The organism is Bradyrhizobium sp. UFLA05-109, assembly GCF_054185165.1.
In genome coordinates this window covers 91,857-112,545 of the sequence record NZ_JBBIAR010000030.1, presented here as the reverse complement: position 1 = coordinate 112,545, position 20,689 = coordinate 91,857, and the positions used below count along the sequence as shown (strand labels likewise).

General features: G+C 63.2%; 17 protein-coding genes. 9 read left to right on the top strand and 8 right to left on the bottom strand.

Annotated features, from left to right (window positions below):
* From Q3C01_RS22710 to Q3C01_RS22695, 4 genes are all read right to left on the bottom strand, one after another.
* Window positions 1-731, bottom strand: a 731-nt coding sequence (locus Q3C01_RS22710) for an enoyl-CoA hydratase-related protein (protein WP_458147521.1), incomplete at its 3' end; no start/stop codon positions are given.
* 58 nt (window positions 732-789) lie between these two features.
* Window positions 790-2,010 carry an acyl-CoA dehydrogenase family protein gene (locus Q3C01_RS22705; RefSeq protein WP_458147520.1) on the bottom strand — a complete coding sequence of 407 codons (1,221 nt, stop codon included), beginning with the start codon at window positions 2,008-2,010 and terminating at the stop codon, window positions 790-792.
* A gap of 564 nt (window positions 2,011-2,574) precedes the next feature.
* On the bottom strand, window positions 2,575-2,919 hold the full coding sequence (locus tag Q3C01_RS22700; RefSeq protein WP_458147519.1) for a hypothetical protein: 345 nt from the start codon (window positions 2,917-2,919) through the stop codon (window positions 2,575-2,577).
* Window positions 2,920-3,050: 131 nt separating this feature from the next.
* Window positions 3,051-4,097 carry an AraC family transcriptional regulator gene (locus Q3C01_RS22695; protein ID WP_458147518.1) on the bottom strand — a complete coding sequence of 349 codons (1,047 nt, stop codon included), beginning with the start codon at window positions 4,095-4,097 and terminating at the stop codon, window positions 3,051-3,053.
* On the opposite strand from Q3C01_RS22695, the gene Q3C01_RS22690 reads away from it, so the two are divergent.
* The gene (locus Q3C01_RS22690; protein WP_458147517.1) at window positions 4,087-5,289 is read left to right on the top strand and encodes a helix-turn-helix domain-containing protein; all 1,203 of its coding nucleotides are present in this window, start codon (window positions 4,087-4,089) and stop codon (window positions 5,287-5,289) included. The genes Q3C01_RS22695 and Q3C01_RS22690 overlap by 11 nt on opposite strands.
* Window positions 5,290-5,500: 211 nt before the next feature.
* Here the strand turns inward: Q3C01_RS22690 and Q3C01_RS22685 are convergent, their stop codons facing one another.
* Window positions 5,501-6,298: an adenylate/guanylate cyclase domain-containing protein gene (locus Q3C01_RS22685; protein ID WP_458147516.1), complete on the bottom strand. Its 798-nt coding sequence runs from the start codon at window positions 6,296-6,298 to the stop codon at window positions 5,501-5,503.
* A 165-nt stretch (window positions 6,299-6,463) separates the two neighbouring features.
* Window positions 6,464-7,243, bottom strand: coding sequence for a class I SAM-dependent methyltransferase (locus tag Q3C01_RS22680; protein ID WP_458147515.1), 780 nt, complete (start codon window positions 7,241-7,243; stop codon window positions 6,464-6,466).
* 524 nt (window positions 7,244-7,767) lie between these two features.
* Between Q3C01_RS22680 and Q3C01_RS22675 the strand changes: the two genes are divergently transcribed.
* The 4 genes from Q3C01_RS22675 to Q3C01_RS22660 all read left to right on the top strand — a co-directional run bounded on the left by Q3C01_RS22675 (window position 7,768) and on the right by Q3C01_RS22660 (window position 11,558).
* Window positions 7,768-8,091, top strand: coding sequence for an adenylate cyclase (locus Q3C01_RS22675; RefSeq protein WP_458147514.1), 324 nt, complete (start codon window positions 7,768-7,770; stop codon window positions 8,089-8,091).
* 164 nt (window positions 8,092-8,255) lie between these two features.
* A complete protein-coding gene (locus Q3C01_RS22670; protein ID WP_458147513.1) occupies window positions 8,256-9,590 on the top strand; it encodes an efflux RND transporter periplasmic adaptor subunit in 1,335 nt (444 codons plus the stop codon).
* A gap of 1 nt (window position 9,591) precedes the next feature.
* Window positions 9,592-10,323 carry an ABC transporter ATP-binding protein gene (locus tag Q3C01_RS22665; protein ID WP_458147512.1) on the top strand — a complete coding sequence of 244 codons (732 nt, stop codon included), beginning with the start codon at window positions 9,592-9,594 and terminating at the stop codon, window positions 10,321-10,323.
* On the top strand, window positions 10,320-11,558 hold the full coding sequence (locus Q3C01_RS22660; RefSeq protein WP_458147511.1) for an ABC transporter permease: 1,239 nt from the start codon (window positions 10,320-10,322) through the stop codon (window positions 11,556-11,558). Before Q3C01_RS22665 ends, Q3C01_RS22660 begins: the two co-directional genes overlap by 4 nt.
* A gap of 41 nt (window positions 11,559-11,599) precedes the next feature.
* Here Q3C01_RS22660 and Q3C01_RS22655 read toward each other — a convergent pair whose 3' ends face one another.
* Together Q3C01_RS22655 and Q3C01_RS22650 are read right to left on the bottom strand one after the other, a co-directional pair.
* Window positions 11,600-14,539: an AAA family ATPase gene (locus Q3C01_RS22655; protein WP_458147510.1), complete on the bottom strand. Its 2,940-nt coding sequence runs from the start codon at window positions 14,537-14,539 to the stop codon at window positions 11,600-11,602.
* The gene (locus Q3C01_RS22650; protein ID WP_458147509.1) at window positions 14,536-16,143 is read right to left on the bottom strand and encodes a hypothetical protein; all 1,608 of its coding nucleotides are present in this window, start codon (window positions 16,141-16,143) and stop codon (window positions 14,536-14,538) included. The genes Q3C01_RS22655 and Q3C01_RS22650 overlap by 4 nt, the downstream gene beginning before the upstream one ends.
* Window positions 16,144-16,477: 334 nt before the next feature.
* On the opposite strand from Q3C01_RS22650, the gene Q3C01_RS22645 reads away from it, so the two are divergent.
* From Q3C01_RS22645 to Q3C01_RS22630, 4 genes are all read left to right on the top strand, one after another.
* Window positions 16,478-16,699 (top strand): hypothetical protein, encoded by a 222-nt coding sequence (locus tag Q3C01_RS22645; protein WP_458147508.1) that lies wholly within the window; start codon window positions 16,478-16,480, stop codon window positions 16,697-16,699.
* A 174-nt stretch (window positions 16,700-16,873) separates the two neighbouring features.
* Window positions 16,874-17,596 carry a winged helix-turn-helix domain-containing protein gene (locus tag Q3C01_RS22640; protein WP_458147507.1) on the top strand — a complete coding sequence of 241 codons (723 nt, stop codon included), beginning with the start codon at window positions 16,874-16,876 and terminating at the stop codon, window positions 17,594-17,596.
* Window positions 17,597-17,905: 309 nt separating this feature from the next.
* Window positions 17,906-19,252, top strand: coding sequence for an NAD(P)/FAD-dependent oxidoreductase (locus Q3C01_RS22635; RefSeq protein WP_458147506.1), 1,347 nt, complete (start codon window positions 17,906-17,908; stop codon window positions 19,250-19,252).
* A gap of 37 nt (window positions 19,253-19,289) precedes the next feature.
* Window positions 19,290-20,666, top strand: a complete 1,377-nt coding sequence (locus Q3C01_RS22630) for an FAD-binding oxidoreductase (RefSeq protein WP_458147505.1) — start codon at window positions 19,290-19,292, stop codon at window positions 20,664-20,666.
* Window positions 20,667-20,689 lie beyond the last annotated feature (23 nt).

Genomic DNA, 20,689 nt, shown 5'->3' with positions numbered 1-20,689 from the left:
AACCCCTCGCCCTGGGACGTCTCCATTCCCTTGTTGACCGCATCGAGCGCATATCTGACGGCAAGGGGCGCGTTGGCTGCGATCTCTTTCAAGATCGCTTCCGCACGTGGAATGAGATCGGCGGCTTGGACGATCTCGTTGACCAGCCCGATGCGGTGCGCCTCCTGCGCGCTGATCATCCCACCGGACAAAATGAGCTGAAGGGCGCGGCCCTTGCCGACCAGCCGCGGCAGACGCTGTGTTCCGCCGCCGCCGGGGATCAATCCGAGTTTCACTTCCGGCTGGCCGAACTTCGCGCGTTCCACCGCGATGCGAATGGTGCAGGCCATAGCTGTTTCGCAGCCGCCGCCCAGTGCAAAGCCGTTGACAGCGGCAACAACGGGCTTGCCGAGATTCTCGATCAGATCGAGCACACCTTGGCCGTGGCGACTGGACCGTTCGGCGTCGATCGCCGTCGCCTGAGCAAGGTCGCCGATGTCAGCTCCTGCGATGAAGGCTTTGTCACCCGCTCCAGTCAGGATGACCCCGCGCACGTCCGGGTCGTTCTGCGCATTCTCGAAGACGGTGCGCAATTCTTGCCATGTCGCCCAGTTCAGGGCGTTCAGCGCCTTCGGCCGATTGATCGTCACATAGGCAAGGCCGTCTTTCTTTTCATAGAGGACGTTCGCGAGCGCCTGTGCCGGCGTTGACGAGACGGGTTGCTGGTGAACTGTTGCTACTGACGATGACATCGTCATTACTCCTGTTTGATGGGTGGGCCGGCAAAGTGATGCCGGCCCGTCAGTGGCGTTACACGAAGGCACTGAAGCCGGTGGCCGCCTTGGCGACGATCAGGTTCTGCATCTGGAACGTGCCTTCGTAGGAATACAAAGCCTCGGCGTCGGAGAAGAAGCGCCCGACATTGTTGTCGACGACGATGCCGTTGGCGCCGCACACCTCGCGTGCCCAGGCCACCGTCTCGCGCATCCTTGCGGTGGTGAACGCCTTCGCGAGCGAGGCATGCTGATCGAGCAGCTTGCCCGCTTCTTCGATCTCCGCGAGCCGCAACATCATGGACTGGCAGGCCGTGACGTTGGCGAGCATCCTGGCGATGAGGTCCTGAACCATCTGAAATGAAGCGATTGGCTTGCCGAACTGCAGGCGCTGCTGCGTGTATTTGAGTGCGGCTTCATAGGCGCCCATCTGCAATCCGGTCGCCATCCAGCCAACTCCGGATCGGGTCAGGCGCAGCACATGCGCGGTGTCGCGGAATGAATTGGCGTGCTGCAGACGGTTCGCTTCCGGAACGCGGCAGTCCGTCATGGTGATCAAGCCATTCTGGACCACCTTGAGAGCCATCTTGTTCTGGATCTTCTCGACGCTAAAGCCAGGCGTCGCCTTGTTCTCGACGATGAAGCCCTTGACCTGGTTGTCCTCGACGTCGCGTGCCCAGATGATGGACACATCGCACCAAGGCGCGTTACCGATCCACTTCTTCTGACCGTTGAGGATCCACGTGTCGCCTTCGCGCTTCGCGGTGGTGGTGAGACCGCCACCGGTTCCCGAGCCGACCAGAGGCTCGGTCAGGCCGAAGCAGCCGATCTTTTCCAGGCGCGCCATCGGCGGAAGCCACTTCGCCTTCTGCTCCTCGGAGCCCAACACGGCGATCGTGCCCATGGCCAGGCCGATATGGACGCCAAAGAAGGTCGAGAACGACGCGTCGACTTTGGTCATCTCCATGATCAGCATGCCGTGCAACTTGTCGCTGGCGCGCTTGTAGCCGTAGCCGTCGACGCCGAGGCCGCCGATATTGAGTTCCTTCAGCGCCGGCAGCACTTCGAACGGGAAGGCGTCTTCGACCCAGTATTTGTTGATGATGGGCGCGACCTTCGTCTCCATGAAACCACGCACCTTCTTGAGGATCGCCTGTTCATCCGGACTCAAAGTCTCGGTGATCTGATAGAAGTCGCTGTTCGGCGCCGGAAGCGGTTTCCGGGCAGCCGGCGGCTTGAGCGCTGTTACGGTCGTCATATGGATCTCCATTCCTTTTGCTTGCATCCTCTGCCGATCGATAAGACGGGTTCGGCTTCACGCGAGTTATGTGAGATTTGCTGCCCGCCGGCTTTGCTCTGGTTGCCGGGATTTTTTCATTAGTTGCTGTTGGCGGCGTTCAACCGGCTGGCGCCCTGTATGCGCGTTATTCGCCGCGCTCGTCGTTGCCATGAAACGACCTGGACTGAGCACGAGCGCCATCAATGCTCGTCCGAAATGCGCGAGCCGAAAGCCAAGACGGGATAGGATCAATCAGGAGAAAGGTTAGCCGTGCGGTTCGCGGGCCACAGCTCGGTGAGCCATCCCGGAATCATCCCGCGATCAAAATGGTGGCGTCGGAGGTAAGGCCGTCAGTTGAGCGAGTGAGATCTGCGGTCTACGTCACGGCAGGGGTGGCACGTGATCGAGCAGATAACCGAGTCCGTCATTCGTGCGGCGACGCGAACCCGAACACATTCTGGGCGAATGTGCCAGAGGGCGCTCGACAGACTTGTGCGATCGTTCTTGAGAACCGCGTCAGGTAGCCGCCCAATTGCAATCGAGTCACATTGAGGTGCTTATACTGGCACTCGGGGGCAGCGCATCGAAGCGCAACAGATCAAATGATGCGACGCGATTGATGTCGGCAAGGCGTCGATCCGAGTTCGCCGCGAGATCGAGACTTGCCAACAGGTCCAACAGACGACGATGGACCAAGTCGGCGAGCTCTACCGGCAATGGCTCCTCGTCGAACCACTCGATATAGCCGTCAACGAGATTGCTCAAAAGCCGATAGAGACCGCGCTGCTCGGGCTCATCCCTGCTCAAACGTTCGAGTTTCTGCTGGAAGGTTTTGAAGGTCCGCAAGCCGTGGTGCTGTTGCGAAACCCACCAATATAGGTCGTTCATTTCAGCTTCTCCAAATTAAAGAAGAAGCTGTGGGTGAATACACTGCACCGCATTGTCGGACAAATCACAATCTTGAGCGTGCGCCATTCGAGGCCTCCCGGCAAAAAGCGTCAATCGCAACTCGAGGTGCCTTATTTGCCGCGCGGCTCAGCAAGTTGCCGGCCCTGGCCCGCCGTCACGCGCGCGCGGTATTCGCCAGGGGATTCGCCAAACCAGCGATGGGTGGCTCGAAAGAAAGTGCTCTGATCGGCATAGCCCAGCAGGTAAGCGATCTCGGAAGAGCTCAGCCGCTGATCGGCGAGATGTTGCTGTACGAGCTCACGCCGCGTCTCGTCGACAAGCTTGGTGAACGAAGTGCCCTCGCTCATGAGGCGGCGCTGGAACGTGTGATCGCTCATGTTCAACTCTGCGGCAATGGTCGAGCGTAACGGCGCGCCATCCTGCAAACAGCGCGCGACCGCCTGGCGTGCTCGATGGCTCACGCCGGTGTTCTTCAGACAGCGCAGCGCCTGCTCGGCCATGCGATCGTGCAAGTCGGCCAGCTCGGGGGCTGCGGTCGGCAGTTTGCTCGCAAGATCTTCCGAAGAGATCAGCAAACCGTTGAAGGGCGCGTCGAACCGCAGGGGCGCGCCGAAGGCTTCGTCATAGGCAGCAAGTGAACTCGGCAGGTGGTGCCTGAAGGCAGCAGCCAAGGGCCGCAGGGGTCGACCAAGCGTCCAGCGGCAGAAAGTCAGCAGGGTCAGGATTAGATAATCGTAGCGCTGACGGGGAATCGGACAATCGCCGCCAAACAGCTCCACGCGCGTCCACTTACCGCCCTTTCCCGGGTCGAGCGTGATCGTCACGGCGTCGCTGACAAGACTGAGGTAGCGGATCTGCCGCGCAAGGCCGGTCTCGAGGTTGGGACTCGACATCATGGCGTAGCCGACGAGCCCGTAATGGTCGGGCCGCGGCGCGTGCGGGTTGAACAGGCCGATGTCCGGATTGCCCGAGCGTTCAGCGGCGATCGTCCAAAGCTTGCTGATCCCCTCGGTTGGCCAGCGAAAATCGCCATCCTGCAGCTTCTCGATGCGAAGTCCGGCTTGCGCGAACAACGCGGCCACGTCCAGCCCGTGCGCGGCGAGCGAACTGGCAACACCGCGCATCCAGGCGGACGAGGTCGTGCGCTTGTTCAACATTTTGTGTGGCGTTCCCAAGCCAGTCATTTGGCTTCCCGAAATCATTGTTCGGGGCGGCGCCGTTCATACCTGCAGAGGCTCAATCCATAGCGAACTAGATTCACCACCGAAAATCAAGGCGATACTGCCAATGTCCGAGCTTGAAACGTCCACCCCAGGGGCCAGCGCCATCGCCCTTGTTGACGGTCAGTCGGCGATGACCGAGCCGCAGCCGTACTGCGACGCTTGGCAGAGCCATGGTCCGACGAAGCTGCTGTCATCTTCGGTCGATCGAGGCTGGTCAGGCTTGTCGGCCGAGTTACGGGCTCATGGCAAAGGCGTAGTCCCTTGGCGGGGTGCGCCATCCGATACCGAAATTTGCGTGGGCATCCGCGGCGGGATGGGATCGCTCATCACGCGGCAGGCCGCCGGGATGTCAGAGCAGACTGTCGCCCGCCGCGATATGGTTTGGCTTACTCCCGCCGGTTGGCAGAAAGGCTCAGTCGAGTTCGCCGACGACGTGCCGGAGGTCGTGCATATCTATCTTCCCCCGAGCCAGTTCTCCCCGAGCAAGCTTGGCATCGAGAGCGATCACTTGGTGCTTGGCGCGCTGAGATATGAAAACGCATTCAGGGACCCGCTGCTGGGCGGGGTGGCACGAGCCATTGCCTCCGAACTGAAGTCTGAAACATCTGCCGGCAAGCTGTTGGTTGAATCCCTGGCCAACAGCATGGCGGTAAGACTGGTTCAAAACCACGTCAGCACGCCAGCCGCCGAAACCGGGGCGTCTCACGCAAGAGGAGGGCTTGATCGACACAGGCTTTTCCGTGTTCTGGATTACATAGAGGCAAACCTGGAAGGCGATCTCAGTCTTGATGGCATGGCCTCGATTGCTTGCCTGAGCCGATACCATTTTGCGCGCGCATTCAGGCAGTCGGTCGGGCAATCGCCGCATCGCTACCTTAGTGCCAGGCGGCTTGAGCGTGCGAAAGCACTGTTGAGACGCGGCGATCGTACGCTGGTCGACATTGCGCTCGCGCTGAGCTTTTCCAGTCAGGCCAATTTCACGCGCGCATTCAGGCAGGCGACAGGTCAGGCACCCGGCCGATATCGTCAAACGGCTGGAGGAAGCGGAACGCCCGCCTGGCGCCAACAGGGGCGGCTCGCAACCTTGAACGAGCATCGCACCAGTTTCGCACTGGAAACGATCTGAACGAAACCCTACAAACGCGATCGAAATCAAACAAAACCGCGGCAAAAACAACGAAGCTGATCGTTTCCCTCCGCGCATAGCGGCCTGGTTGCAGGTTCGAGTCCTGCCGGGCCGGCCAGCCCTTCGCTCGTTGCGAGAGCTTCGGCTTTCGCAAGTTCGAAGGCTCACGAATTGAGCGCTCCGCAATTCCAGCGCCCCTTCCGTAAACCTCTTAACCTTCGACCCGGTACAGCCGCCATCGCTCGGGCACGCCTTTGAGCTGGTGAACGCCGTGATCCCTGAAGCGGATTTGCGCGTGCGACACGAGCAGGTTCTTGACCGCGCTCGAGACCAGGACTTCGCCGGCGCGCGCTTTGGCGGCGATGCGCGTGCCGATGTGAAAGGCAAGACCGACCATTTCGCCCCCGCTCACCGTATACTCGCCCGCATGCAGCCCTACCCTGATCTCGAGCCCGAGCGTGCGCACGGCCTTTTGGATCGCGGTCGCGCAATTGACCCCGGCAGCCGGCGCCTTGAACGTCGCCAGGACTCCGTCCCCCGTCGTCACGACTTCCTTTCCGCGCGAGGTTTTCAGCTCCTTGCGCACGGCGGCGTAGTAGTGGCCCATCACCTTTGTCCAACGCGCATCGCCGAGCTTTGCAGCCTTTTCGGTGGAGCGGACGATATCGACGATCAGGATCGTGGCGAGCGCCTGTTTGAGCTCGGTGCCGCGCTCCACGGATCTGGGCCGTAGCGCAATCGGTCCGGCCAGCGATTCGTAGCGATGGCTGCGACGCCGCGCGATCGCGGCTTTTGCATAGTCCTGGGCACGCTGCGCCGTCCCACAACGAACTGTCTTCTCCCTCGGCGCAAGCGTCCAGTAAACCTTCCGCCCGTCTCCGGCGCCATGGACTTCCACGGCGCCCCACTTCAGGAAAACCGCCGAGCCAACGCGCCGAACACACCACGCCTTCGACGTGTATCCGGAAACGTTCGACTGATGGACGCCGATGCGCAGGAATTTTGGCATGAACGTGCGGCCAATCGCAGGACCATTTGGGCGTAGCTGAGGTAAAGCGTAGTTGGACATTCCCGCGTTGGCAACAGGACTTCCCGACCCAGGATTTGCCTATGCCTCTGCCGTCAAGTTCGCGATCAACCCGCAGGAGAGGGTAACGAGACAGGCATTGTTCGGTCATCGCGGCCAGCGGCGAGTGCCAAGAAGAATGCCGTGTTGCAGCCCCGGCACGTTGACGTCGTAGATCCGAAGATCTGACCAATCGAACGCGTCTTCAACAGCCTTGAGTGCCGTCGACTCGTTGATTTCGTGAACTTCGGTCGCGTAGAGAACAGGCTGCCCGCCGTAGACCTGCTCGAAATCATGAACGATCTCGAGAATGGGCGGCTTCGTACGGTCAAGATGCAGACCCGTATCGGGACGTAGCGCGTCACCCCACGGGGGAGCGAGGAATACTACAATCAGATGATCGGCGGGATGTCTGTGCGAGGCGACAAGATTTTTGTAGCTGCCACGGACGAGTTCAATAGGGGCGTTGAGGTGAGCAATATTCCGGATCGTCAAATCGAAGACTGCGGGTTCGACCTCAAAGCCGATCCCCTTCGCACCGGGTAGATGGCGCACAATCGCGTTAAGGCCATTGCAAGAGCCCGCGAACGGATCGACGACGCCGATCGGACGGCTACCGGCTATTGGCGCGACGACCTCGGCGATGTCGCTACCAATTTGATTGCCAAGGGGGTCTTTGACGGCCTCAAGGCATGTCCGCGCCAGGATGCGCACACCGCGCCCGTACCAGTCCTTTGGAGCCATCCCGTAGAGACGAACATGATTGGGATCGTTGAAGCAGTCCCTGCCATACTTTTCGACCTCCCACAGCTCAACGAGTTGATTTCGCTTTTCGGAACTGAGCAAGAAGTCTCGGTCGTACTTCCGATCCACATCATGTGCTGGCAAGACGCACCTCCACAGATCGTGCTCGGGTCGGAAAGCTATCATCCGGGCGCGCTGCCGACCAGAAGATGGCCGCAGCGGTAGACGTCCTTTTCATTGCCCCCTCATCAGGCTACCGCACCAGAAATATCTGTTTCGCACCTCTTTCCTTCACCTCAACCGCGGACAAACTATCGCTCCGCATTCGAAGTCACTCGGTCGTGCCGTCGCACGAAAAGGCTGGATTGGTTGTTTCCCTCAGCCGAATTTTCCCTCCTTCAATGGCCAGGCCGCCAGGCAAACTGACAAAGATATCATCGGTGTCAGAAACTGACTCATTTGTAATTGGACATTTTTGGAACCTTGCGTGTTTTCAATGTTTCAGTTTGCGCGCCTTGCCGTCCGCGCTGCATAGGGCCGGCTCAAGCGCGAAAGCATCTGGTGCCGACGCCGAGACTCGCACCCCCGAGTGACCGGTTGCTGGAGGGCTTTGGGCATCAGGGGCCGATATTTCAGTCTTCAGCATCGCCTTGAAACAGGAGTCAGAGATGAAATACCTCATGGCCTCCCTCGCTGTCAGTGCCTGCCTGCTGGTCCCGTCGGTCGTGCTTGCCGCGAATCCACATCTGGTGACGAACCAAAAGGGACAGCCGGGCTCGAACCACGGCATATCGTGCAATACTGGGAGTGTCGGCCCCGGGCCGGGCGGATCGGTCAACGCCAACGGCTCACCGTTCAATGTCGACGTCACCAAAACCTACGCCGGCAACGCAGGCAATCCGACCGGGCCCGGCGGCCATGCAAACGCGAACACCGATCACGCGGTTTCGCAGTACGACGTCGCCTGCTTCCAGCATTCCCAGATGCCGTAGCGGATCTGTTTCGACCGGGTTTCCATCACCCGGTGGAGGAAAGCATTCTCCGTGAGCTCCGGAGATGCCTCCGGCGCGAACAGGCTGATCTTTGCCTGCTCGCGGTTTGCCCGCTTCGGAGCGCCGGGCGGACTGCTCGGTTGTAGCGACAGGAAGAGAGCCACATGCGTCTCGGCGTTGCGGGTGCTCTCGTCTGCGTACTCATGGTCGGGCTTGGCTACGCCAATAGCCCGGGGGGCTCGACTTCGACTTACATCACCGCCGCCGTGGAGCGTGGCAACATTGCTACCCGGGTAAGGGCGAGCGGCACCGTCGAGGCAGTCGTTACCGTCGATGTCAGCTCCCAATTGTCCGGACGCATCGCCAAGGTGTTCGTTGGCTTCAATGATTCGGTCACGGCCGGCCAGCCCATCGCGCAACTCGATCAGGAGACTTTTGTCGCTCGCGTGAACGAGGCGAGAGCCGCACTGCGCGTGGCGAAGGCGGCGGCACAGCTTGAGACGGCTGCGTTCGAACGGGCGAAAATCGCAGTGGAGAACGCGCAGACGGCCGAAAAGCTGGCGGAGGCGCAATCCACCGCCGTCAAGGCCAAACAAGGCGAGCTGGAGAGAGAGCTCCAACGAAAGATTCAGTTGGTGCGCACCGGCAGCGGCACCGAGCAGGACTTGACCCGCACACAGGCGCAGCGCGATTCCGGAAACGCAGACCTGCGTGCTTCCATCGAACAGATCACGATGAAGACCGAAGCGATTGCAATCGCGGAGGCGGAACGGCAGATGGCGGAAGCCAACCTCGAGAACACGCAGGCCGTCATCGAGCAGAAGCAGGCTGCTCTCGAACAGGCGCAACTCGATCTCGACCGCACCCTGATCCGCGCCCCGATCGACGGCATCATCATCAAGCGAGACGTCAATCCTGGACAGACCGTCGCCGTCAGCCTGGAAGCGAAGACGTTGTTCCAGATAGCGGGGGATCTGCACGAGATGGAGGTGCATGGGAAGATCGACGAGGCCGATGTCGGACAGCTAAGGATTGGCCAGGCCGTGGAGTTCGCGGTCGACGCCTATCCGGATCGAACCTTCGGCGGACGCGTGCTGCAAATCCGGAAGGCTCCCGAAATTGTCCAAAACGTCGTGACTTACACGACGATCATTTCCGCGCCCAATCCCGATCTGCTGCTCTTGCCGGGGATGACCGCGCAGCTCGGCATCGTGATCAATGACAGCGGCGATGTTCTCAAGATCCCCGGCCAGGCGCTGCGATTCAGGCCGGTCGATCGTTCGGAGGATGAGAGCCGTGTCGCCGCGAAGGGATCGACCACCGTATGGGTGGTGAATGGCGAGGGTCGACCGGACCCAGTCGTCGTAAGGCTCGGCGCAAGCGACGACAGCGGTGCTGCCTTGCTGGAAGGTCCCCTGACAGAGGGCCAGCAGGTGATCACGGGTGTTGCCACCTCACAGAGCCGCCGAAACTATTTCGGAGTCCGGCTTGGATTCTAAGATGGCCTCGCTGGTCCAGACGATTGGGCTTTCCAAGGACTACCCGTCGGGAGGAGGCCTCATTCGCGCCGTGCACGACGTGTCGGTTTCGATCGCAGGCGGCGAGCTTGTCGCGATTCGCGGCCGCTCGGGCTCTGGAAAGTCGACCCTGCTGAATCTTCTGGGTCTCCTCGAGCGACCCGACCGCGGCCGGTACACGTTGAACGGACGGCCGGTGGCGAATCTGGACAACAGCGCCTGCGCAAGGATCCGGCGGCAGGACATCGGCTTCATATTCCAGATTCCGGCCCTTGTGCCGCGGACGAGCGCACTGGAGAATGTCGAACTGCCGCTGGTTTATGCGGGCGTTTGTAACCGTGAACGCCGCGCCAGGGCCGCGGAAGCGCTGGACCGCGTCGGACTGGCCCATCGTCGCCATCATTGGCCGAACCAGCTCTCCGGCGGAGAGCAGCAACGAGTCGTTGTTGCCCGCGCTATCGTCAATGACCCAACACTCATACTGGCCGACGAACCGACGGGTGCACTCGACAGCACGACAGGCGACCAGATTCTTTCGCTGTTCGAAGAACTGCACCGAGACGGTCGCACGATCATCATCGTTACCCATGCGGCGGAGGTCGCCGGGCGCGCGCGACGGCGGATCACCCTCCGGGACGGTGAGATCGTCGAGGATGATGGGGCATCGACTAGCAATTCTCCTCCATTGACCTTCTACCAAGGGCGCGTGCGATGAGCCCCCTGGAAGATCTCCGCATTGCCACGCGAGCACTTCGGGTGAACAAGCTGCGAAGTGCGCTGACAGCACTTGGACTCCTGGTCGGAGTTTCAGCAGTCGTCTGCATGGTGTCGCTCGGCGCCGGTGCCCGGGCGGAAGTGTCTGAGACAATCCGCACCCTCGGCGCCAACCTTCTCCTGGTATGGCCTGGCGCGAGAACCAATTCGAACGGAGCAAGGCTCGAAGCCGGAACACAGCCAACGCTGACGGAGGAGGATGCCGCGGCGATCCGGCGCGACCTCGCGAACGTACGGGTTGCGGCGCCATTGCTGTCGCGCACGATGCCGCTTGTCGCAGGAGACAGAAACTGGAAGACGTTGGTTGCCGGAATCACGCCCGACTACCTGGTCGCTCGTGAATGGACGATATTGGATGGCCGCTCGTTCAACAGTGCCGAGATCGATTCCGGCGCCAAAGTCGCCATCGTTGGGGCAGTCATTCCTGTAGAACTGTTCGACTCGCGTCCCGCGGTCGGAAGGACATTCCGGATTGGTGACGTGCCCTTTACGGTCGTTGGTGTGCTGGACAAGAAGGGAATCGGAGCCGCCGGCCGCAGTCAGGACGATGTCGTCTTCGTTCCAATCTCGACCGCGAAGAGTCGCGTGCTTGGCTCGGTACATGGTACAACCCGCCAGGCTCTGGATTTCATCGCCGTCAAGTTTTCGGACGTCGCCGCAAGACCGGCGATGGAAAGCGAAATCGAAGCACTGCTTCGGCAGCGACATCATATTCGCGCTGATGCGCGTAGCGATTTCAGTATCGACAACCCGGCGGACGTTCTCATTGCACGAGAGGCCGCGGTCCGGACCCTGGGAATTCTGCTGATTGCGGTCGCATCAGTCTCGCTCATTGTCGGCGGCATCAGCATCATGAACATCATGCTGGTTTCGGTCACGGAACGGACACGCGAAATCGGCTTGCGCATGGCGGTCGGAGCCACGCAGGGGGACATCCAGCGGCAGTTCCTGGTCGAGTCTGCCGTCTTGGCGACGCTGGGAGGCCTGATCGGCGCTGGCGTTGGGATTGCCGCGGCCATCGCGATCGCGTGGAGAGCCGGCTGGCCGGTCATGATCAGCCCTTGGCCGGTATTGGCCGCTTGCTGCTTTGCCGGTTTGATCGGAATTGCGTTTGGCATGTATCCGGCGCGACGAGCAGCCCGCCTCGATCCAATCGTCGCGCTGCGCTTCGAATGACCGAGAGAGAGAGAGTGTGTGTGGTAATGCGCCCCCACCGTTCACGGCGACGACGGCACGGCATCCGCCAAATACTGCGCGAACAGGCGCTCGCCGTTCTGCGCCGCCCGGCGCTCCTGTTCGGCGACTTCAGAACGGGCCTCGTCGTGGCGGCCGAGCTTGACCAGCGCCTGCGCGCGGAGCGCACCGAACCAGGTCTGCCAGGTCTCGAAGCCAGTCGCCTTCCAGGCGGCGATGCCCTCGTCGAGACGCGCAAGGCCACTCTCCACCGCGCCGTCCCGGATGTCGGCCCAGCCGAGCGCGACGTCGGCGAAGGCAACGAATTCCGGAAAGCCCATCTCGACGCAGAACGGGCGGCAGCGCGTCGCCCAGTCGCGCGCGGTCGCGACGTCGCCGCGCAGCATCGCGACGATGAAATTGGCGAGCATGGAAAAGCCGCGTGAATGCGGCTGGCCGAGCGCCTCCGCAAGCTGCACCGCATCCCGCGCATGGGCCGCGCCGGCATCGCCGGCGCCCGTCATCGCGCAGGCGATGCCGAGATAGAAGCGGCCGAACACGCCGAAATCCATCATGTAATGCGGATAGAGCGGCGCATGGCGCTCCGGCCGGTAAAGCCCGACCGTCTCGCTCAGGCGGCTCCGTGCCTCCATCGCATCGCCGAGATGCAGGCGGATCATGCCGTTCATGTTGCCGGCCGCGAGCGTGTGCTCTTCGCTGGGGTCGTCGGCCTTCATCGCATCGAGCGCTTCGGCGAGCGGCAGCGCGGTTGCGAATTCCGCCTTGCCCCAGTGATACAGCGCAAGGCCATAGGTGATGCGGAACAATGACGGCGTGTCGGGCAGTGCGCGGCAGGTGTCGTAGGCGCGCCGTTGCACGGCGCCGAAGTCGGGACTGCCGGGGCCCTTCATTACCATCTGGGCCGGGCCGAGCACGGCGAGCAGGCCGAGCTCCTCGCGCCGGCGCGCCTCGTCGTCGGGCTGATCGGCGAGCGCATCGAGCCCCGCCTGCAACAACGCCGCCGCTTCCTGCGCGCTGCCGCGCCCGATCGCCGCGCCGCCCGCGCGCAGCCACCATCCGGCAGCCGCATGCGGCTTGCCGCCGAGGGTGAAATGGCGGGCGACGATCTCCGGCTCGCGCTCGGCGATTTCGGGAAAGTCCGCGATCAGCCGCAGCGCGACGCGCTCGTGCAGCTCGCGCCGCGGCCGCGCCAGCAACGAGGCATAGGCGGCATCCTGGATCAGCGCGTGCTTGAAGCTGAGGTTCTCGCCCGGCCCTCGGCCAACCAGGCCGGAGGCGAGGATCGCCTGGAGGGGCTCGTCGAGCTCTTCGAGAGACTGTTCCGTCACTGCGGCGAGCAGCGCGGGCGCGAACTCGCGCCCGATCACGGCGCAAACCTGGATCACGCGCCGGGCCGGGCCGAGCCGATCGAGCCGCTCGGTCAACAGGTCGGAGAGGGTTTCGGGCAGATCGCCGCGGCGGATGCGATCCGGCGACTCCAGCATCATGCGCGTCATCTCTTCGACGAACAGCGGCACGCCGTCGGTCTTGGCGACGATGCGCGACACGTCGGTGGGCGACAGCCCGATGTCGCGCCCGATCGCTTCGGCAAAGCGGGAGGAATCGTCCGCCGTCAATCGGTCGACCGCGAGCGTGGTCACACTCTCGCGCGCGGCCCATTCGAGCCGCGATCCGGGCCGCGTCGTCGCGATCATCATCAAGGGCGCCGCGGGGCTTGCCTCGACGAAGCCGGAGAGGAAATCGAGCGAGGTGGGATCGGCCCAGTGCAGATCCTCATAGACGACGACCAGCGGCTTCTCCCGCGCCTGCGCAACCATGAGCTCCTGCAGGATCGCGAGCGTGCGCGCGCGCTGCTCGGGCGGGCTCATGCGGACCGGCGGCACGTCTTCGCCGGCGATGCCAAGCAGGCTCGCGAGCAGCGCGGGGGCTTCGGGATCAGTCGCTGGCCGGTCGTCGAGAAACACGCGCAGCTTCTGCAGCCGCACGCCGTCTTCGTCATGGGCCGCGATGCCGCATTGCCGCTGCAGCAGATCGATATGGGGATGCAGCACGGTGTTGGCGAGCGCGGCGTTGCATTGCAGGTTGACGGTCTGAAACGCCGCATCCGGTGCCGTCTCGTCCAGCACGTGCGCAAGGCGCGACTTGCCGATGCCGGCTTCGCCGACGAGATTGATGAACTGCGCCGATCCGGCGCACGCCACGTCGAACAGGCGCCTGAGCGCATCGCGCTCGACATGGCGATTGATGAGCGGCGCGCGGGCGATATCGAGCCGGCGCTCGAAGCGGCTGCGGCCGGCGCGAATACCGGTGGGCACGAACGCTGCGATCGGCTCGGCGAATCCCTTCAGCGTTTGCGGCCCGAGCGCGCGCGCCTCGAACACACCCTCGACCAGGCGCGCGGTCGACTGCGCCATGATGACCTCGCCCGGCGCAGCCAGCGACTGCAGCCGTGCGGCAATGTTGAGCGCCGCGCCGGTGAAATTGTCCTCGATGCGCGCGGTGGCCGCATTGCCCTGCCCGACGATCACGCCGGTGGCGATGCCGACACGGACCTGAAGCGGCGTGCCGGCGACCGCAGGGGCGAGCCGCGCGACTTTGTCGACGATGGCAAGACCGGCGCGGACCGCGCGCTCGGCTGCGTCCTCATTGGCGATCGGGTAGCCGAAGCAGACCACCACGCCGTCGCCGAGATGATGCAGGATGAAACCGCCGAAGCCGTCGACGGTCTCGCGGATGGCCATGCGATAGGCGGCGAGGCCGTCGAGCAGCTCTTCGGGGTCGCGCCCGTCGATCATCTGGGTCGAGCCGACGAGATCGGCGAACAGCACGGTCATGCTGCGGCGCTCGCCGAGCGCAAGCCGAACCGTCACCGGCTTCGCCTCGGCAATCCGCGCGCCGCAGGCGCCGCAGAACTTGACGCCCTCGCCGAGCGGCGTGCCGCACTGGGTGCAGAAGGCGGTCAATGGACCGGTGTCCGCTTGGGCAGCAGGGTGAAGCCCTGGGTGCTCTGCTGCGCGGTGCCGATGGCGAACATCAGGAGCAGGTCATAGTCGAGCCCCCGCGGCGCCTTCGTAAGGGCGCGGTGGACCGCCTGCGGATCGACCGGCGTCGCAGGATTGGGCGCGAAGCGTACGAACGGCAGCGCCGTCATGCTCGCGGTGGAGACGGCCGCGGGCAGCAGCAGCGCCGGCAACAGAAGCTGCGGCTGGTCGCCCGGGCGGTTCTGATACCACTGGGCCCATTGCGGGCCGCCCGGCGTGTAAAGGCAGAACGGCGCTCCGTCCGGCGGCAGCGACGCGATGATCGGCGAGGGATACATCCGCGCCGGGACCAGGCTTTGAGCAGTGCCATGGCAGCTCAGACAGGCGGACGCATGGAAGGCGCCGGAGACATTGGTATGCTTGACGTTCGGCGAGTCGCAATCGGCGTCGGTCTTGAGCTGGCCGCGCTGCACACCCTCCACCAGGATCACGCCGTGGCGCTGGGCGATGTCGATCGGTCCCGACATGCGCCCGCCCCATCCGAGGGTGGCCTCGGTGTAGTCGGGCGCCTTCGGATTGTGCCAGAACTGCGTGAGCGCCGTGCCGGGCGGATGACCTTCCGGATAGTGATCGAATTGCGGATCGTTGCCCCAGGCGGCACCGAGCGGCACCATCTGGTCCCAGGCACCTGTGCCCTTGGGCGCATCCTTGTCGTAGACGAAGGTCGCAAACACCCAGCCCGTCTCCGGCGCCGCGTCGGTGTCCTTGACGATGATGTCGAACTGCATCACGCGCAAATCCGTCACTTGCAGCGTGTAGGGCGCCTTCGAGCCGTGCAGGCGATGGTCGAGGATCTCCTTGAGCGGCGGCCGGTACACGCGCCAGATCGCGGCGCCATCGACCACCGGCCAGTCAGCCGGCGTCGCCGCCACGCCTCCGGCCTTCACAACGAGGGAGCCCTCGGGAAAGCTCGCGGCATCGACGTCGGGCTTGCCTATGTCCTTCCAGATCTTGTCCAGCATCGTCGCCGCCATGCGGTCGTAATAGACGATGGTGTGGTTTTCGGTGTCGCTCTTGAGCCCGCTGTTGGTCTCGCTCGCTCCAAGAATGATCTGTCCGGTAAATGCACCAAGGATCGGATCACGTCCGCTGTCATAGTCGCCGGGTGCGTCCGCCGGCCCCATCCAGGGCATGTCGTACCAGCCGCTCGAGGCCGGATCCCATTGCGCGGGCGCCTCGATCATCTTGCGCAGCGAGGGCGCGACATAGTCCTTCAGCCGTGCCATGTAGTCGCCGGCGTTGGCAACGGTGATGGGGCCCTTCGGCTTGACGTCGCGCCACGACCGCTCCGGTGGCTGCGCCGGATAGTCGTGGCTCAGCTTGCGGAACTTGTAGGGCCCCTCGAACGGCGGCGGGTTGGAGTCCGCCGGCGGGTAGACGCCGAAGTTGGAGGCGAACGGATCGGCCGCATCGGCCGCGACTGCGGCCGCGGGCATGAGTGCAGATATCAGTGCAAGCTTCAGCGTCAGCGTCGTCGCCGCTGTGGCGACGACCGCCCAGCTCGACCGGGATTGAGATCGCGGCATGTGCACCCCCTCGTGCCCATGGGACTGCTGCTCAAGCGCGCATGCCTGCAGGACACGGCTTCCGGCGTTCAATCTGAACCCGAGATGCCGTTTGCGCAAGCGCGCCGGCGGACGCCCCCATTAAATTTGCAGAACTTTGGAATTTGCAGAAATTTTGAAAGCTTGCCGAAACGACCCTGCCGGGACGATTGACACATTCAGAAACAAATACGGCGCCCACAGCGGACGAGGCGTAGCATGGGATCAACGGAAGACATGTGACATTCTTCACAATTCGGCGAGGGTTTGGCGGCTGACGTCGGAGACGCCCGGCATCGACCTCCGGCGCGGCGCCATGATCCTTGGCGACCGCGTGACCCCAAAGTTGATGGTCGGTGGGCTGCTCGCGATCTCCGGCGTCGCCATCAAGTCAGACCGAGCGCTCGACCAATTTGAACCCGGAAGTCGCGCCGTGCCCAGCGTCGGCGTGGTAACGCGAGAGAATGCCGACGCTGCGAAGCGTCCGGCCGAGCGCTTCAGCATCCGTATCAAGCCGGAACTTGAAGCCGGAACTTGAAGCCGGAGCTTGGCGCCAGCAGGAACCCACCATCGACAGCGATCAACGCTTTCGTGAAATATGAAGCAGGTCACAGTCGTAAATCGACGGCCGGGTTACTCGGGCGAAGAATTCCGGCCGTCGATTTGGGGGCGATGAGATCGGAAGTGCGTCTGATGACTGACGGGAAAAGACATGAACCAGGAGATCGGAGCGACAGGCTATGTCCTGATCGTCAACAATGATCCGTTGATGCGGCAGGCGGTGAGCAGCTACTTTTCCGACCACAATTTCCCCACTAGTTGTTCGTCCGACTGGAGCGAGTTGAACTGCACCCGAACGCTTCCCAGCTTGATCATCATGGACCAGCCACACGGCCTGCATGACGGGCTGGATCGACTGCGATCCATCCGGTCGAAATCAGACGTTCCAGTCATCGTCACCGGCAATCGCGCCGACGAGGTTGACTCTGTCGTCAGCCTCGAACTTGGCGCCGACGACTACATCGTAAGGCCCAGTCCCAGAGAATTGCTCGCACGTGCCCGCGCGATACTGCGACGCCGGGAAATGTCGCGTTCAGCGCAAACTCGTGTGCGGGAAGGCGGCGGCTACAGGTTCGATGGCTGGCGGCTCGAGCGTTATGGCCGACGTCTCGTCGACCCCAACGAAACACCAGTCTCGCTAACCAAAGGCGAGTATGCCTTGTTGCTGGCGTTCCTGGAAGCTCCTGAGCGCCCCCTTTCACGCGAGCATCTCCTGAATGCGACGCGGGTTCATGAAGATATTTTCGATCGGAGCGTCGATGTTCAGGTCCTGCGGCTGCGGCGCAAGTTGGAGATTGATTCGGATGCACCGCCCATGATCCGGACCGAGCGCGGCGTCGGCTATGTTTTTGCCGCGCCGGTCGAGCGCTTCTAACCAATTCTTCGAACCGGCCATGTAAGACCCGATCCTTGACGGACCCGGCCGCAAGAGACGTGTTCCATTGGGCAGGCGGACCCCGGATGTGATTTTGGCGGGCGCGCATTGTTGTGTGACCGAGCCTGCGCGTCATCTTGCAGATGTGCGCTCGTTTGCCGTGAGCCACCACGCTACGGCTGTAACGCAATGCGTAGTTCCTGAAATTCTTGCGTAGCGCGTCCCGCTCATCGTGCGGGAGGCTCGCTCAGCTTCGCCGCCGGCGGAAGATTGTGCCGGCCGACATCGCATCCATCGGGAACCCTACGCATGTCAAATCCGATACTCAAGCAAGCCGTCGTCATCGGTGCGGGGATGGGAGGTCTCGCCGCGGCAAAGGCCGTCGCGCCGTACTTCGAAAAGGTCATGGTGTTCGACCGTGACGCATTGCCGGACGTGCCTGTGCCTCGTTCCGGCACGCCGCAGGCTTGGCACACGCATGGGCTGCTCGCGGGCGGACACCGAGCACTCGAATTTCTGTTTCCAGGCATCGAGCATGATCTCGTCGAGGCTGGCGCCGTTCGGATACGCGTTCGGCGCGACATGCGCCTCGAGGCGCCGGGCTTCGATCCTTTCCCGCAGCGCGACCTCGGCTTCGATCAATTCGGCATGTCGCGCCCTGCGCTCGAGCACGTCTGCCGTCGCCGGGTCGAACGTATCAGGAATATCGAGTTCAGGCCGCGCATGCGCGTGACGGAACTCATCGCCTCGCACGACAATCGTGCGGTGGCCGGAGTGCGCTTTGACGACATGCGCGGAAGGGAGGGAAGTCTTGCTGCGGATCTGGTCGTCGACGCCTCGGGTCGGGCTTCGCCAGCGCTTCGCTTCCTCGAAGCGATCGGCTCGGCGAAACCGGCAGCGATCGAGATCGGCATCGATCAGGCCTATGCGACGGCCATCTTCGAAAAGCCTGACGACGCTCCGACGGATTGGCTCGGCATGGTGCACGTGCCGATGCCGCCGGCCAGCAGCCGCCTCGCAATCATCATGGCCATAGAGGGGCAACGATGGAGCGTTTCGCTTTGCGTAAATCACGGCGAGACGGCGCCGGGCGACATTGACGGGTTCATGGCCTTCGCCAAGTCGCTTCGCCGTCCCACCATCTACAATGCGATCCGCGGCGCGAAGCAGGTCGGCAACATCGAGCGGTTCGGAATGCCATGCAGCGTGCGGCGCGCTTTCGACAAGCTCGACCGTTTCCCTCGCGGGTTGATCCCGCTCGGGGACTCGATCTGCCGCTTCCCCCCGGTCCAGGGCCAGGGGATGTCGGTCGCCGCGCAGGAGGGCTGCGTTTTAGCGACCCTGCTCGAGTCGCGCTGCCGACTCATCGATCCGCTCGATGGCCTCGCGGAAGCCTTCTTCCGCGACATCCAGCCGCTTCTCGAAACGCCATGGACCGTCGCGATGGACGATCTCGTTTATCCGCAGACGCGCGGCGTGCGGCCGCCGGACCTCGAAGCGAGGACGCAATACACGCGCGCGCTCATGCGGCTCGCCGCCGAGGACTACGAGACGGACAGGATCGTCTGCGAAGTACGAGGGCTCCTCAGGCCGCAGAGCGCGCTGCACCAGCCCGAGCTGGCAAGCCACGTCAAGTCCATGATGGCGGCCGCGTAGGCCCTTCATGTCTTCGAAATCACAAGTGGAGGAATTGATGAACGTCATGAACAAATCGACGACCTCCGGCCCAGCCGCGGAACTGGGCGCAAAGATGCAGGGACGAATCGTGTCACGGGGCGACGATGACTATGCCCGCACGCGGCGGGTATGGAACGGCGCGGTCGAGAACCAGCCTGCTTTATTTGCAGTGTGTGAGACGACCGCGGACGTGCAGGCGGCGGTGCGCAGTGCGCGTCGGCACGGAATCCCTCTGTCGGTGCGCGGCGGAGGTCATGACTGGGCGGGCCGCGCCTTATGCCCGAACGGACTCGTCATCGACCTCGGCAGGATGAGGCAAGTCATCGTGGATCCGCACGCTCGAACAGCAACCGTCTCCGGCGGAGCAAGGATCAAGGACGTGGCTGCCGCCGCCGGCTTCTACGGTCTGGTCGCGGCACTGGGCAACTGCGGTGAGGTCGGCGTCACCGGCCTCACCCTGGGCGGCGGCTACGGCCCTCTGAACGGTCGGTACGGCCTGGCGGCGGATAATTTGCTGGGCGCCGAGGTGGTGCTCGCGGACGGGCGGCGCGTAACGACCGGACCGGATGCGGAGCCCGAGCTGTTCTGGGCGCTACGCGGCGGCGGCGGCAATTTCGGCGTTGTCACCTCCATGCGGATCCAGTTGCATGAAGCGCCCCGCATGCTCGCGGGATCGATCGTGTATCCCTGGACCGAAGCCGAGTCAGTGCTGCGCCGCTACGCGGCGTTCGCGGAAACCATGCCTGACGAACTCGGTGTGTCAGCGATCATGACATCCGGTCCGGATGGCCAGCCCGCGCTCATGCTGTCGCCACTGTGGAACGGCGACCAACATCGAGGGGAACGCATCATCGGTGACCTCCAGGCCCTTGGAACGCCGCAATTCGCACAGCTTGGGCCGATGACCTACACCGACATGCTCGCCCCGTTTGACGCCTGGGTGGCGGAAGCGGCTGGCTGCCACTGGGAGATCCGGACGCGCTCGCTGCCCACGCTCATGCCCGGCGCTATCGATACGATCATCGGCGCAGCCGCCCGCAAGACGTCGCCCCGCACTGCCATCGCTTTTCACCACTTTCACGGCGCGGCCACGCGCATTCCGGCGGATGCGATCGCCTTCGGCTTGCGCCAGGAACATTTCATGGTGGAGATCATCGCCGGTTGGGAGCCCGATGGGAGCAACGGCGCGGAGCACAGGCAATGGGCGCAGAACCTTTGCAGGAGCCTCGCCCCGTTCGCCCTGCCGGGTGGCTACGCCAACCTGTTGGCGCCGGATGACCGCGAACAGGCGGCGGCGGCTTATGGCGACAATGGCGCCCGGCTCTGCGCCCTCAAGCGTCGCTTCGATCCCGATCGGGTCTTCGCGTCTGCGATCCCGCTGCCGGAGAGATAGAGCCGTTCGATCGGGAAACCATG